Annotated in this window: 9 protein-coding genes and 1 CRISPR repeat array; of the genes, 6 read left to right on the top strand and 3 right to left on the bottom strand. The window is 62.9% G+C overall.

All coding sequences use genetic code 11. The features are described from left to right. Positions 1-981 precede the first annotated feature (981 nt). The 6 genes from N688_RS11605 to N688_RS11570 all read left to right on the top strand — a co-directional run bounded on the left by N688_RS11605 (position 982) and on the right by N688_RS11570 (position 11775). Complete coding sequence (locus N688_RS11605) at positions 982-1236, top strand: hypothetical protein (RefSeq protein WP_052889434.1); 255 nt, start codon at positions 982-984, stop codon at positions 1234-1236. Continuing rightward, positions 1233-2273, top strand: a complete 1041-nt coding sequence (locus N688_RS11600) for an MvdC/MvdD family ATP grasp protein (RefSeq protein ID WP_052889433.1) — start codon at positions 1233-1235, stop codon at positions 2271-2273. The genes N688_RS11605 and N688_RS11600 overlap by 4 nt, the downstream gene beginning before the upstream one ends. Beyond that, a complete protein-coding gene (locus tag N688_RS11595) occupies positions 2270-3544 on the top strand; it encodes an rRNA adenine N-6-methyltransferase family protein (protein WP_052889432.1) in 1275 nt (424 codons plus the stop codon). Before N688_RS11600 ends, N688_RS11595 begins: the two co-directional genes overlap by 4 nt. Positions 3545-4125: 581 nt before the next feature. Next, positions 4126-4356, top strand: a complete 231-nt coding sequence (locus N688_RS11590) for a hypothetical protein (RefSeq protein WP_052889431.1) — start codon at positions 4126-4128, stop codon at positions 4354-4356. A 925-nt stretch (positions 4357-5281) separates the two neighbouring features. Beyond that, positions 5282-5908: direct repeats of the CRISPR family, unit length 38 nt; unit sequence GTTTCAATCCCAGACGGGCTTCTTCGCTGCTTCTGACC. A gap of 1306 nt (positions 5909-7214) precedes the next feature. Beyond that, the gene (locus N688_RS11575) at positions 7215-7793 is read left to right on the top strand and encodes a hypothetical protein (RefSeq protein WP_052889428.1); all 579 of its coding nucleotides are present in this window, start codon (positions 7215-7217) and stop codon (positions 7791-7793) included. 319 nt (positions 7794-8112) lie between these two features. After that, entirely contained in the window at positions 8113-11775 is a 3663-nt protein-coding gene (locus tag N688_RS11570; RefSeq protein WP_162179541.1) for an AAA family ATPase, read from the top strand. Positions 11776-11808: 33 nt separating this feature from the next. Here the strand turns inward: N688_RS11570 and N688_RS11565 are convergent, their stop codons facing one another. The 3 genes from N688_RS11565 to N688_RS11555 are packed head-to-tail and all read right to left on the bottom strand — an operon-like array spanning position 11809 to position 14716. After that, a complete protein-coding gene (locus N688_RS11565) occupies positions 11809-12831 on the bottom strand; it encodes a hypothetical protein (RefSeq protein WP_052889426.1) in 1023 nt (340 codons plus the stop codon). Beyond that, positions 12741-13691 (bottom strand): hypothetical protein, encoded by a 951-nt coding sequence (locus tag N688_RS11560; protein WP_052889425.1) that lies wholly within the window; start codon positions 13689-13691, stop codon positions 12741-12743. Before N688_RS11560 ends, N688_RS11565 begins: the two co-directional genes overlap by 91 nt. 5 nt (positions 13692-13696) lie before the next feature. After that, on the bottom strand, positions 13697-14716 hold the full coding sequence (locus N688_RS11555) for a helicase-related protein (RefSeq protein WP_162179540.1): 1020 nt from the start codon (positions 14714-14716) through the stop codon (positions 13697-13699). Positions 14717-15427: the final 711 nt, after the last annotated feature.

Genomic DNA, 15427 nt, shown 5'->3' with positions numbered 1-15427 from the left:
TCTCTCTGCACACTGTCTGCTTGTTCCGCCTACTCTGAGAGAATGAGTGCCGATCTGTCGTTTTCCTCACTCCAGGAGTATACAGAAACCGGACCCGAAAAGCAAGCAGAAGAAGGAGGTCTCAATCGACAACCCTTCATTCGGTAAAGAGTTGATCCGGATCGAGTCCGTGGCGTCGCAACCAGCGCCGGGTTCTGGCGGTGGCCAGCGCCTTCTCTCGATCTTGCTGAGGAATCGATCGCTGAACCCCTGAGTGACGACTCGATCGTGCCCTCCACTTCCCTCCTGCTGCTTCCAGCATAGATCGTTCTTCCTTTCCTGCAAAGGAAGATTGAAGAGAGAGGAAAACCTATCTTCCTGTAAAAAAACTTCTTGTATAACTTCTGCTCACGTTCCCTGGGGTATCCGCCTTGATTCCCTGGAAGTGGGTCTCCCTCCCAAAGCAGAGCGGAAGAACAACTTCCGCGCAGTCCATCGCGGTGAGCATCAGCAGGGCCGCAGGCCTCTCTGGGTGGAGGCGGAGCAACCGTCAGGCCGAGCAGATCCAGCGCTGCGGTGAGCACGTGATGGAGGAAGAGCAGGAACCAACCATCATGGGGGGCGTGTCCTCACTTCATGGCTTCGCGTGAGAGCACGGGAAGACAGGCGTCATGCTCAGCTCATGAGCAAATGAGCAGACGATTCGTCGCCTGCAGTGGACAGCCGCAAGGGAATTCTTGGGGCTTGCGGCTGTCAAGGAGCCGCTCACTGGGGAAGGCCGACCTGGGCCAGGCTCCCAAGGGGCTGGGCCAACTTTCCCGCTCTTGACATGCTGCACTTTCCTGGGTAGATTCCTTATGATATGATCTTCCGTCAGCTGTAGCCACGTTCAGAGTCCTGTGCTTGTCTCGCCAGGTGTCGCAGCGCGATGTCTCCGGAAGCGCTGTGCCGGCGAACGGGCACATGGTCGCTTGGCCCGTGTCACCCCAGAGGAGGCGAAGCATGGTGGCCGAAGGTCCCACTGTCTCTGTCCAAGACTGGCCCCCTGAGCTGTCCATGCCGTTTCTGTTACGCTTTCTCGTGCGGCCTGCCTGTCGAGCGGAAGCCCCAGGCGGAGGGACTCTTTTCGAGAGCCCCTATGAAACGGGGCACGATAACCAGGTCGTCGAGGATTATGCTGATGACGAAGATGAGGAGACCCAGATTCCACCGCAGACGGGGCTGTTGACCGATTCTGACCCAGGGGAGGACCAGTGAGCAAGGCGACGGTCCTGATCTTGACTGAAGCGACTGACGCGCACGCACAGCCGGTTCAGGTAGCCCTTCGCCGACATGGGGTGCAGGTGGTACGGGCTGCCCTTTCCTCGCTGCCTGGCCAGTTAGCGCTCACGGCCTGGCTGGGGAAGCGAGACGAACCGCGTTCCCCTGCTTCATCCCCATGCTGGGAGGGCACCCTCTGGCTGGAAGGAGAGCCGCTGGCCCTGGCCGAGCTTCGGAGCCTGTGGTGGCGACGGCCTGGTCGGATCCAGGCTCCGGCGGCCTATCCTGCACCGATTGCTCGTGTGATTGAGCGTGAGACGAGACGGGGCCTGCTCGGCCTGCTGTATAGCCAGACCGGATGGGCTGCCTCTCCTCCGGCGCTGTGGGTGAGTCCTCCAGAAGCTATTGAGCGAGCCGAGTATAAACCCCTGCAACTGGCCACAGCGCAGGCGGTTGGCCTCCGGGTTCCCCGGACGCTGCTGACGACTGACCCTGCCGCTGTGCAGACCTTCTTCGAGGCATGTGAAGGACAAGTGGTTTGCAAGGCGCTGGCGCGGGGGGTGGTGGAATGGCCTGAAGGCTCAGCAGCGTATCTGTATACCAGTGCGGTCCAGGCGTCGGATCTGGCGGCACTGGGGGGCGTCCAGGTCATGCCTCACTTGCTGCAGGAACGCCTGCCAGCCGCTTGTGCGCTGCGGGTGGTGGTGATCGGCCGACAGCTCTTTGCCGTCGAAATCCATCCACCCGCAACAGAACCAGCGGTACTCGATTGGCGCCGGGCCTACTCCCAGCTCCGCTATGAACTGCATTCCCTGCCCAAGCAGGTACAGACACAGCTCTTGAAGTTGACGCAGTTGCTGGGATTACAGTTTTCTTCGCTGGATTTGCTGCTGACTCCCGAGGGGGAATATGTGTACCTGGAGCAGAATCCCAACGGGCAATGGTACTGGCTGGAAGAGCGTCTGGGCGCCCGACTCCCGCTGGCGGAAGCCATGGCCAGGCTGCTTGCCCATCCAGAGGAGGAAGCATTATGACGCTCGATTCCTCGGTTCCCGCGGTGCCTGACTCTGCCCTGGACCTGGCTTCCCGTTCGCGTCCGTGGCGAGAACGGTTGGTGGCTACGTTAGTGGCCCAGGGCAGCCTGCATACGCCGGCTCTCCGCGAAGCCTTCCTGCGGGTGCCGCGCGAAACCTGGATCAGTGCCTATTATGAACCGATGGCCTCCTCTGATCACGCGGGACGCTGGCAGCGCCGGGAAGCCGACCCGCAGGCGCAGGAGCACTGGGCAGCGTGGTTGGAGGCACTCTATCGCGATGTGCCTCTGGTGATCAGACTGCAGGGGGACCTGCCAGTCAGTTCCTCTAGTGCGCCGACAGCCATGGCGCGCATGCTGGAGGCGCTGGAGGTGCAGCCGGGCCAGCACGTACTGGAGATCGGGACAGGCACCGGCTACACTGCCGCCGTGCTGGCGGAACTGGTGGGGCCAACAGGACAGGTCTGGACGGTCGAGCTGGAGGAGGAGCTGGCCCACCAGGCGCGGGTCCGCCTGCAAGCGGCAGGCTTCGGCGAGCGCGTCCAGGTGATCGCTGCGGATGGCTGGCAGGGCTATGCGCCAGCCGCCCCCTATGAGCGCCTCATCGCTACCGCCAGTGTGCCTGGGATCCCGCGCCGATGGGTAGAGCAACTCACGCCAGCAGGCCGGCTGGTCGTCGAGGTTCGTGGAGAACTGGCAGGGGGCTTGCTCGTCCTGGAGCGAGCGCGGCGGGGTCCAGGAGCGCGTGGGCGGTTTCTGCCCCCCCCGTTGCACTTCATGCCGTTGCAGCCAACACCACAGGCGTCTCCGCTGACGCGCCGCTATCTGTTGCTGCGCCAGCAGGCCGTACGAGAGACGGCAGTGGTCCAGGATGACCCCTTTCCCCAGGTGCTGCAGGAGCCGGCCTTCCGATTCTGGCTCCAGTGGTGGCTGCCCACGGCTTTTGTACGCGTCCATCGGCTGCCTGGCTCGGGCCAGCCAGGGGTGTGTCTGGTCGAGCGAGCGAGCGCTACCCTGGCCCTGTTTGAGCAGCAGGCCGAGGGGCACTGGCGGCTGCAGGTGCATGGGCCGCGCCCTCTCTGGCGGGAGCTGCAGGAGGCGTATGGAGCCTGGGAGCGGGCAGGCCGACCGGATCAGGAAGCCTACGAAGTGGAGCTGAACGAGCAGGAGGGGCAGGGCTGGCTGGCGGTCCCCCAAGCGGGGGCGAGCCGGTGCCTGGTCTGCCCGGTACTCGACGGTCCCCTGCTGGGAAGCGAGTCCCGATCAGGGTAAGGAAGCGGACGATGTAGCATCCGGCGGCAGCCGTGCGCGGTAGCCGCCTGGAGCTGGGGACAGGGCTGTCCGGTCCAGGCTGCCAGTGGCGCTCCGCTCAACGGCCTCCCGCCAGCTCCTGCCTACCAGGCGGCTGCACAGGTGACCGTCAGCGGAACCCGCCTGTGTGCCGGGTCCATGACCGCTCCTGAGGATGCCCCAGCCCAGATGCCTGGCCGCCTCGACGACGGGGCAGGGCATGATGGGATGTCCCCACTGCTTGCTGCCCGCCGTGCAGTGGGCTGCCCGGATCTCGTTGGCACGTTGTGGCTCCACCCCGTGTGGCTATCGAGCTGGGGCGGGCAGCCAAGGACGAGGATATGTTTCTGGAGCTAGACCCCAACGGCTAGTGGGGGGACAGGAAGACGTCACGGAGCTGCCCTACTGGCAGGTCAGGCCAAGCCACACCCCAGGCTGGTCCTATTGTAGGAGCAGCGAGTGGGGAGAGGCTAGCTCTACTGGTGGCTGGCAGAGCAGCCGCGTGGGCTGGTCTGTTGGAGCCGGGCAAGTGCCGGGCGAGAGTCGGCAGTCGAGATGGAGCCATGAGAGGTCCCGGAGGAAACGGCAGCTTCCTGCAGCCGCTGCAGGAAGCCTGGGCGCTGTGGCAACGGTGGCAGCCGGGGCTGGAACAGGATCGGCTGGAGGCGGATGCGCAGGGGCAGCGTCTATGGGCCGAGACCGCAGGCGGCTGGCTGATTGCCCGGGCCGCCTCCTGGGCGGAGAAGGAAAGGAAGCTCGGGCAGGCAGCACCACCGCGCCGCCCGAGCAGGTGAGTGGACGCAGGGACATCCGTTGCGCTGCTCTGACAGCGCAACGGGACCTGCCACTCGGAGCGGCCTCGCTGAAGGGAGTGAGAACCATGAGCCGTGGGGACCTGGCCCGGGGCCAACCAGCCTAGCGGAGCGTCTCTTCGGCCCCGGGGCAAAGCCAAAGCCGCTGGCGGGCGGAGCGCTGCTCCGGGTCCTGGTGGTCACCAGGCGCGCTCCCTCCGCGCCTGGCAGGGCAGCCGGTGTCGGGACCCCCAGCGGCATTCCGTGGAGGGACGGCTCCCAGGGCCAGGAGCCAGCCGGCCCTGCTCCTCCAGAGGGAGCAAGCCACACTGGGACCGCTTGCTCTCCTCCCCCTCACCAGGCAGATCCTCCAGAGGTGGCTTCCAGTCGGAGCAGACCTCGCCTCGTTCCGCGTCATTCAGCAGCAGCAGCAGCAACGGGAGGCAGGGACAGCGCCTGGGATCGCCCAACGCCAGCGAGCGGGCCGCCTGCCCTGCCCGCACAGCGGCTGGTCCCGCGACCACTCCTCGTGCCTCGTGCCGACGGCGCCGTCCGTGGGTGACCGTTGACTTGACGGCCAGACACCGCCCCCAGCATACCGCCCCCGATGGCTGCTCGCTGCTCCTCTCCTGGTCCAGAGAGAGGGGAGCTGCTGATGCCCGTGATGCCCACGCCTGCTGGAGAGAGAGCCAGATCCCCACTCGACTGTCCCGTCTCCTCCTGGCTCCCCTCCCCTCATGGGGCACCCACTCTCCTCTCCGGCTCCCTCCCTGCTGGCCCCCCCTGCACTGCAGCGCCAGCCAGCATCTCAGTGGCCTGCAGCCTCGCACTGGCACCCGACCAACGCGGTGCCCCGTGCGACCGATCGAGCAGCAAGCGCAGCGCTGGCCGGCTGCTGAAGCACCAGGTCCTGTCTGGGTGACCCCTCTCCCCAATCCCAGCCGGCCTTCTTCGCTGCTTCTGACAGACAGAGGTAATCTGTCCAGTTCCGACGGCAAAAGTTTCAATCCCAGACGGGCTTCTTCGCTGCTTCTGACCCAACACGTGCAGACAGGCCGCGAGTGACCATTGTGAGGTTTCAATCCCAGACGGGCTTCTTCGCTGCTTCTGACCAGTGGGCGTAGCGGGACAGTCATACCCGGTCCTGCCGTTTCAATCCCAGACGGGCTTCTTCGCTGCTTCTGACCGGGAAGAGATCCGCGCGCGGATGATAGAAATAGCCCGTTTCAATCCCAGACGGGCTTCTTCGCTGCTTCTGACGGGACTCCCCGGATAGCGATCCCGGGATATAGATATAATGTTTCAATCCCAGACGGGCTTCTTCGCTGCTTCTGACGCTTTTGGCCTGGACAGGTTGGCAAATTCGGCTGTTGGTTTCAATCCCAGACGGGCTTCTTCGCTGCTTCTGACCGAGGTAGGGGTGAGAGGCATCCCTGTGTCTACAAGTTTCAATCCCAGACGGGCTTCTTCGCTGCTTCTGACCGAGGTAGGGGTGAGAGGCATCCCTGTGTCTACAAGTTTCAATCCCAGACGGGCTTCTTCGCTGCTTCTGACAGCCCCTCCTCCACGATAGCATCTGGAGCCGTCTCCGTCAAGCCGTTTCGAGCATCCCAAAAAATCGGCCAGCAGTGACCGCTATTGTGAGGCCATGATGCCAGCCCCTGTGGCCCTGCGGCGGCCAGGGAAGCCCTTCGAGCATCGCTGCGTGGGAAGCCGGGTGCCGAGATGCTCGAAGCGACGAGCCTGGGCAGCGAGAGCAGCAAGAACTATTCCTTGCAGTAAGAGCAGCATGGAGGGCAGCAGCATGGCACAGCCCGCCCGCAGGAGATGCCGCTGAGCGGTCCTCCCGAGTCAGCTCCCCGCCAGGGTTTGTCCCTGCAGCCACGGTGGTGGGCTATTCGCTCCCATGAAACGCTCCCCCCTGCGGATGGCATGGCAGCAGGCTCCCTCTGCCAACAGCATCCTGAGTGCTGGGACCGTAGAGCCACGGGGTCGGACCATGCGCTGGGGAAGACAGGCAGGAGCCGGCTTCCAGGTGAAGGGATGAGGGCGACCGCGTCACTGAGAGGCCTCCAGGCGTCGGAGGCGCGCCTGGGGGCAGGCAGGGTAGCCCAGGGAACCTGGGCGAGCGACCACACAGCACGTTGCCTGATGATGCGGAGCGCTGCACCGTGCCAAGAAGCAATCGGTTGAGCAGGGCACTGCTGGCGTTGCCCGATCGGGGCACACACGGGACGTTCGCCGGGAATAGGCTCCTCCTGATCAGGAGGGACATGGACGGTGCCGTTTTCGTAGCAGCATCAGGAGCGGAGCGGGGGAAGCCGGGAGAAGATGCCCTGACACGTTCCCCGAGGGGGTGGAGGGCTGGAAGCAGGATGGCGGCAAGGCGACAGAGCACTGAGCATCTCGCGGAGGCCTGTTCACGCCCGCCCGTCGCCCTTGGGGAACAGGATGGCCAGGATGAGACTGGGCGGCGAGGGGCAACGGACAGGTGGCTGCCCGGGGGTCAGCCAGCTCCCTGAGCGGAGGAAGAGGCTGCCCGTGACAGGAGCGACCCCTCTGCAGGCGTGGATGCCGTCCGCGTCCTGTCCAGGCAGCTCGCAGGAGCACCATCCCTGTCCTAGCAGATAAGGAGCGTCGCGGTGTAGTGCTCGTTGCTCAGAATCCGTGCCGGTCGCGTCCTTCATCAGCTCTGTTCCCGGTGGACAGGTGGCAGGCCATCCGGGCAGACGAAGTGGCCAGGGCAAGGAACTCAGCATGAGCAGGAAACACGGGAAGAATCTCTGTGCGACAAGGAGGAGCGGTGCGCGTTCTTCTTTAGTGGAAGAGACGCTGATTTTTGCACGAGGGAGGCCCCAGTCATGGATACCCCTGCCAGGACCCCTGCGTCCGAACCGGCTCCTCCGTTCACGATCCTGGTGGCCTTGTGCGCCGACTCGGAGGAGCACCCTGATCCCGCCCTCATCCAGACCGTGGGACAGGAGGCCATGACCCTCCTCTGCCAGGAGGGCTTGACTCTACGGCCTGTGCCCACAGGGCAACAGGGCGGCCCATTGCTGTTTGAGTTGCTCGCAGCGTCGCTGCAGTGGGTCTGGGAGCACCGCATGACCCTGGAAGAGGTGCTCAACGACGCGAGCGCGCTGCTCACGCTGGCGAGTGCTCTCTGGACGGTGGCGACGCGCGTGAGAGAGCGGTATGCCCGGCACGTGGGCCAGGCACAGCGCCAGGTTCACCCGATCACGGTCACCCTCCAGCTGGGGGACATGACCCGTTCCCTTGACGGGGCTGACGTAGCACAGGTGCAGCTGGTGCTCACCGACCTGGTGCGGACCCAGCGCGCCAGGCAGCCGGCGATCTTGGGGGACGGGGGGCTGCAGGTGACCCTGACGCTGCGGCTGCCGCGCAAGCGAGGGGGGATCGCCCGCCGGCATACTCCCTGAGCGCAGTCGCACATCATCTCACCTGGTCCGTATTCGACGCGGGGACAGCAGCGCACGAACAGGCCCAGGGAGCAGGCTGGTACCAGTGCCTCTGGCCGGCTCTCCTCCTCCCAGCGAGGGCATGCAGAGCGCGCGATACATGCCACCTGAAGGAGGTCTTCCTCCCAGAGAGAGGCAAGGAGCGAGGGCCCGGATGGCAGAGGCCCCATGAAGGAACCAGGCCGATGATGACTGTCTCTGAAGAGACGTCCTGCTGCCCACACTGATCGGGCAAGTCCGTCCAGGAGGTGACAGCCGGATGCCCCCAGCGGGAACGCAGATGAGCACATCCGGGAATCCTTCTCCAGGGGAGCGGCGGGCCCTGGTGGTAGGGGTCAATGAGGCCCCTCGTTCAGGCCAGGCCCCCCTGGCCACTGCGGCCAGGAGCGCTCTGGCGCTCGCCACTGCCTTGCAGGAGCACGGCAGCTTTGCGCTGGTCGGGGGAGGACCGCTGCTCAACGAGCAGGCGACCACGGAGCGGGTGAGACAGGCCCTCTATGCCCTCCTCCAGGATGCCCGTCCGCAGGATCTACTGCTGTTCTGCTTTTGCGGTCATGGCGTGCCGTGGCTGCTGCCGACAGAGCAACGCGAGGTGTATCTGGCGACGCACGATTTTGACCCGGCAGTGCTGCCGTTCGATCAGCGGGCGCACCTCTCGCTGAGCTGGCTGCGAGAGATGCTGCTGGATACCCCCGAGGTCCAGGCAGGGACGGTGATGGTACTGCTGGACTGTTGTCATGCCGGGCAGGCGACGACGCAGGCGCAGCGTGAAGCACAGCCGCTGGAGGGACTCACCCAGGCGGTCCGGCACCTGTGGCACGCCGCTCTCGGAGGAGAGGAGCGGCCCCAGCGAGGAGCGCGGATCGTTCTGGCCGCTACCTCAGCGCAGGGCACAACGCAGGAGCAGCGGGCGCAGGGCTGGACCCAGCTGGTCAGCGCCCTGCTGCCGGCGCTACGAGGAGCGCGTCCTGATCTGCTCGATGCGCAGGGGCAGCTCACCTATGAGCGGTTAGTGGATGACTTGCGCCAGCGACTGCCAGGGCTGACGACGGAAGCGACGGGGCAGGGGCGTGTGGTGCTGGCGACGTTTCACCAGGGAGACCAGGCGGTACAGCAGGCGACACCGACAGCGCTGCGGGAATACGCGCGGCACCCGTTCAGTGAGGCCTGGCTGCAGGAGCGCGTGCAACAGGTGGTCGGTCGAGAGCAAGAACTGCAAGCGCTGTGCCAACGGATTGAGCGCTTGCGGTCCACAGGCGGGTATCTGGTCGTCACGGGCGTGGCTGGGCAAGGGAAGAGTAGCCTGTTGGCCAGGCTGGTCACCACCTTCCCCTGTGAGCAGGAGGGAGGCCAGCCAGCAGCCTGGACGGTGCTGGCGCATTTCATCCCCCCTCAACCGGGGCCGGGCTATCAGGACATCTTGCTACGACACCTGGTCGCCTCGCTGCTGCTCAGGTCGGGCCTGGAGCCGTTCTCCGTGGAGCATGAGCCGCTGGCAGGGCTGCAACTGGCGCTGCGGCGGCTGCTGGAGGAGGTGGTCAAGCGAACAGGTCCGGTGCTGTGTTGTCTCGATGGGCTGGACCAGCTCCCAGAGGACAGCGCAGGCCGGGTGGTTCTCCCCTTGCCTGAGGGAGGGGAGCCAGTGCCCGGGGTCGTGTTTGTGCTGGGGACACGGCCCAGCCTGCTGCCCGTCCTGCAGTGCTATGAGCCGCTGGAGGTATATGCGCTGCCAGCGCTGAGCAGGCCAGACTGGCAGCGGCTGCTGCACCAGCGGCTGGCGGCCCACTCGGGTATCCGGCGAGCGCTGACGCCGGAGCTGAGCGAGCAGCTCTATCTGCACATGGAAGGAACACCGCTCTTTCTGGATCTGGCGGCCCGCTTGCTGGCCACATCTGGTTCTGACGAGCTCTCTCCGGCAGCGCTCGCCCGCCGGGTAGCGGCGAATCCGCACCAGCTCTTCTCACTGGCGCTGGATCAGTGGGGACGCCGCCATCCTGGAGCGCAGACCCGCTGGGGCCGGGTGATCCAGCCCCTGCTGGGGATCTTGCTGGTAGCGGCAGAGCCACTAGAGCGACGGCAGCTGAAAGCGCTGGTGCAGCTCTGGCAACGGCGTGAAGGGGGAGGCAGGTCCATTGACGGACAGGAACTGAAGCTGGGGCTGGAGCAGCTTGGAGGAGTGCTGGTAGAAGAGCGAGTGGATGGCGTGATTTCGTACCGTCTCTATCATGAGAAGTTTCGAGAGTACTTGCGCCGGGACCCGGACCAACCGGAGCGAGACTATCTCTTTGATGAAGAGGACGAGCAGCGGTGGCACGCGCTGCTGGCGGCCTGGTGTGAGGAGGAGGGGCTGGCGCGAATCTGGCAGGAGAGCCTGGAGAGGAGTGAGCAGAGACGGCGGCACTATGCGCGCCGACATTACGTCTGGCACCTCTTCCAGGCGGGTCCATTGCAGTGGGGACGGCTCCTGGCCCTCCTGGATGCAGGCCACTATGGACAAGAGAAGGTGCGCTGGGAGGTGAGTGGGCAGCAGTATGCACAGGACCTGGTGCTAGGACAGCGGGTGGCGGCCAGTGCGGGGGAGAGCGCGGAGGGGCTGCAGCGGTTGCCAGCGCTCTGGCGCTCCACGCTCTTACGTGCCAGCTTGAGTGGGATCGCAGACCGCTATCCGCTGGAGGCGTTTTCGCTCATGGCGGCGTTGGGGCAGGAGAGCAAGGCGCTGGGGCTGGCTGCATTGCGGAGTGACCCTGGAGAGCAAGCGAGGGCGTGGCTGGCGATCGCCCAGTGGTGGACCAGGGAGCCGGGGCGAGCCAGCGAGGTGCTGCAGCTTGGATACAGGGTGCAGCAGACAGCGCAGCGGATCGAGAGCGATGAGTCGCGGACCCAGGTGATGGAGGAGCTGGTCAGGGTGCTGCTGGAAGCGCAGTGCTACCAGGAAGCGGAGGAAGTCAGTCGGGCCATGGGGGACAGCTGTCTGCGGGCAGAGACGCTGGAAGCACTGGCGAAGGCGCTCAGGCAGGCGCAGCGTGAAGAGGAAGCAGCGCGGGTCGAAGAGATGAGCCGTGCCCTCTCGGACCGTCTCTCGAGGTCGTGGGACCTGCTGAACCTGAAGAAAGCGCTCGCGCGGATGCACCGCACTGAGGAGGCGACGCAAGCCCAGCACGAAACGGAGGAAGGGAGTCGTTCCACCCCGGACCGCTTCAGGCAGGCGGGGGTGCTCCTGCAGGCCCGGCGCTATCAGGAAGCGGAACGAGTCATCCGCGCTCTCCCGGACCGCTTCGGGCAGGCACGCGCGCTGACCAGACTCGCCGAGACGCTTGCGCGGGGGTCGTCCCTTGAAGAGGCGAGGAGGATCTGGCAGGAGGCGGAGGGGATGGTCCGGGCGAGTGAGGCCAGCTTCAGGCGAGCGCGAGCACTGATCGACCTGGCGGAGGCGCTCGCGCTCGCCCAGCGCACTGAGGAAGCGGAGCAAGTCTGGCGTGCAGCGGAGGACATGAGCCAGGCGCTTGCCGATGGCTTCTGGCGGGCGAGGGCCCAGGCGGAGCTGGCAGCAGCACGGGCGCGGATACAGGCTCCTCAAGAGACAGCGCAAGCCATGCACCTCGGGAAACATTGCCAGGAGGTGGCGCTGGTGAGGAGGCTCGGGGAGCTGCTGACAGAGGGCCAGCGCTTCCAGGAGACAGCAGAAGCGATCCGCGCACATCGGGATCACGGGCTGCAGGCAGCGCTATGGAGACAACTGGGAGAGGCACTGGTTCGCGCTGACGCAGCCGCACACGGGTTCCTGGCTCTGCTGCAGCGTGCCTGGCTTGAGGCCCGCGGAGAACCCGACGCCCTCGCCCGCTTCTCCCTTGTCACACCCCTGGTCGTGCGTTCTCCCGAGCTGGGGCTGGCCCTGTTCGAGGCCTTCGGCTGGGTGGATCGTTTCCTGCAACATGCTCTGTGACAGGGATGGGGACCCCTCACTCGCCTGCCCTGGCTACATGGCAATCTGCTCAACTGCACACCGTTGATCCCAGTAGCCACTATATTCGCGTCCGTCGGGCTCAAGCCGACCGAAGAGATATTTGCGGTGAAGGTTGCGGTTGAAATATTCACAGCTCATCTCTGAGATGTGCATACAGGCATGGCAGGCTCCCGTCTCTTCCAGGCAAACCGGATCGTCAATGCAGATCTCTCCGGCGTTCATGACGGCTCGAAGATGTTCATGGAGTGTCTGCTCAAAAAGGGTATACAGACCTCCAATCGTAAATGCCGTTCGGTTCTTGCTGTAGAGAACAAAGGAGAGCGCGCGGGGAAAGAGATACTCACTTACGCTGGTCCGATCGAACCCGCTGAGAATGACAGCCTGACGGAGTACCAGATGACGAAACGAGAGGACCAGCCCGAAGATTGCCTGGGTGACCGGGTGATCCCTGGTGATTTCCCGGAAGGGATTCACGGTCTTCATGCGGTTGAGAATCCAGGCGTGCAGGGTTGCCTCGTCGTCTGCGGCAGGCTCCTCTGTGATCAGCCCATTGAGCCTGAGCCAGCGCATCACACGCCGGAGATCCAGGCGGAACAGCAAGGCTTCGGTTTCCGTCGTCTCGGTATAGAGAGGCGTACGCGGGTCCTTCGGCTGGAGGCCGGGAAAGGCACGAATCACGGTCTCATCAGCCTCACGCTGGTTGCGGGTACATCCGATGGGAACCGTTGTCACCGGAACATCCCCGATCAGATGCAGATCGGCCAGTCCCGTACTCAGCAGAGCCTGGCGATAGGTTTCCTGGTAGAGAGGGAGTCGGCTGCTGTTCTCCTGACGTGCCTTTTGCTCAAGGTCCTTGATGGTCACAACGTGCAGCGATTCTCTGATGCGAACGAACTCCAGTAGCTCCCTTCCTGTCTCTTCAAGATCCTCTCCCTGCAGCGTGATCAGCTGCCTGACCTGAGCGAGAACCCGGCGACGATGATCCCCCCCTGCTCCGGCAAGCCCCTGTTGGACTGCATCCAGGTGAGCCTGCAAGTCAGCCTGCTTCTTGGGGGGGCCATGCTGATCAGCCGCGCCAGTGTGGCCAAAGCTTCCTGATCCGCAGGCTGTCCCTGAGCACTGACAGCCAGATCGCGCAGACGGAGATCAGGTCCGTGATCAAAGATCCGCAGGCAGGCGGCAATGGCCAGCCAGTGGCGCTCCGGGTCCTTCAGAATGAGGTCGAGCTCCTTTCCTGGAAGATTGATCAGTGTCCGATACTGAGGGTGGTAGGAAGCGGTGGCCCGATGAACGATGGGCCGCATTTGCCTCTTGGGGAGATTGCAGTCATCGCAGTTGCCCTCGATAATGGGAGACTGGAAGGAGCAGAGCCGGCATTGCCAGCGGAACTGAGCATACTTCTGACTGTCGCCTGTATTCAGCCAGAGGTGCTCGCGCTTATGACGCGGACAGGAGGGCAGAATGAGGGGTCGGATATGACCACAGCTATGGATCAGGACATGGTGCAGCTGAATCAGGCGTTCCTTACAGTGAGGGCAGCGCAACTCCGGGTTGTACTGACTGACTTCTCCAAGGGTATGGTAGAGGACAGCCCGTCTGCAGCCTTTGTTGGTGCATTCGAAGAGCAACGGAAAGATTTCTGCCAGGACTGCCCTGGGAGTGACCAGCACGTAACGGTCCTGCTGATGAATATCCGGAAAACCTCGACGGCGCTCTTCTGGCCATTGCTGGAGCAGCCAGGCAACTCGATCAAGCACATAGGGTTTGTTCAGCCGTCGCTCGGGATCATCACTCGCCTGAATATTAGTGACCTTGCAAATGAACTGCCCCCCCTCAAAGTCGAAGGTTTTCCCGGGCAGGAAATTGAAGAGAATCTGCTGTTTTCCTCGCCTCATTGCTCTTACCCCCTGCTGGCCTGGCTCATGAGAAGGCGCGAGTCCTTGTCTGGAATAATATCAATCTGCTCATCAACATCCCGCAGGCTCTGCATCGGCTGTTCTGTCAGATTCTCGGAGGTGAATTTCTTCTGAGGATTGCGCAGCATATCGAAGTACTCGCTGACCTTTTCCTGGATCACCTCTGCGAATTCCTGGCCACTTTCCCGCCTGGTGGTGCAGTAGGCCTCATCCAGGCAGGCGATCATTTCATCCGGTCGCAGTCGGCGGCTTTCCAGAAGCTGGCGCACCTGCTTGCTGAAGTAGAGAGACTTTTTTCCACCTCCTCCCAGCCTGAGATTATACTCATTCAGTAACAGAGCCATGAAGAGCCCCGGGATGGTACGCCGGATGGCAAACTTGCTCCAGCGATTCACTGGAACAGGTTCTACCAGCCGATCAAGGTATTCGTGATATTTGATGAAAAGGTGGTAGTGACTCTGATCCCGCTCTCGGGCCGGGTTGAAGCAGACGAAGACCAGGCCAGGGTGGTCACGTCCAACCCGGCTGGAGGTCTGGATATATTCAGCAGTTTGACGGGGCATCCCAAAGAAGCACAAGCAATTGAGTCGCTCTACGTCCACGCCATGGGAAATCGTACTGGTTGCTGTCAGTGATCGCAGGCGCCGGGCAAAATCTGGATCAGGTTGTTCCAGCTGATCCAGGATCCTGGCGACCTCGGCAAAGGTGGTTGCACTGGTGATTGAACGGCTGTAGACCTCGCTGTAGCCGGCCTCGGTCAGCTCTCGATTGAGTTGCCCTTCAAAGCTCTGATCAAGCCGGTCTCCCTCCCGTTTGGACAGCAGATACGTGACAAAGACTTCATAGTGAGAAAGCATCTCCAGGAACGCGGCAGGGCTGTCCACCGAAGTCAGCTGCAGGTGGACAATGGCTCCTGCAGGGTCACGCCGCAGATCCTCGATAGCCTTGTGGTAGAGCTCTGCGATGCGAACAATGGCATTGATATGGGTATAGTTATGCGGCATGATTCCGATGAAGAGGCGTCGGACATTCTGAGCCTCAGTAGTGGCATAAAAGGATTCTCCTAACGCGGGACCGGGGACGGGAAACCGACGAGCCTGGCGGTTGCCCGAGGAGTGTTTCAGCGGAGTGGGGGGAGCTCTACCCTCAAGACTGGCAGGGAGGTTCCTATCCAGCCAGGTTCCCCCTTCCATACAGCAGGGAGTGATGAACGTTGACATATCCTGCGTTGTTGAGGCGGAGCGTCTCGCAACTGGTCTCAAACACCTGAAGTATCTCAGTTGCATTCCCTTGACCCAACCTGAGTACTACCACAGAGCTATGGCAACCATCCTGCCGCTCCTCATGCTCCAGGTGTTTCTGGCTATTGTAATCAGTCATCCATTCCTCATGAGCTGAAAATCGCCTTCACATGTTTACTTTTTATGATCTACATATATATTATTTTATATGAAAAAATAATTTTTTTACATTATATATCAACTATACAAATATCAGTCATGACTTATGATGTAATGATACTGTTGCCATTGATACATCAGATAATTTACCTGCATCACCAGATGAGCAGAGGAAAGTTGCGATGTGATCTGGGAAAACGTGCAGAGTGAGTGTGAACTGATCAGTTGTTTCACTACGGGCATTGCGAACAAGCCGTTCTGACCAACTGAGGCGATGGAGCAGGCTCAGCCTGCTGCACGACGGTTCTCTCGATG

Source organism: Thermogemmatispora carboxidivorans, assembly GCF_000702505.1.
Taxonomy (GTDB): domain Bacteria; phylum Chloroflexota; class Ktedonobacteria; order Ktedonobacterales; family Ktedonobacteraceae; genus Thermogemmatispora; species Thermogemmatispora carboxidivorans.
This window is presented reverse-complemented; position numbering and strand designations above follow the sequence as displayed.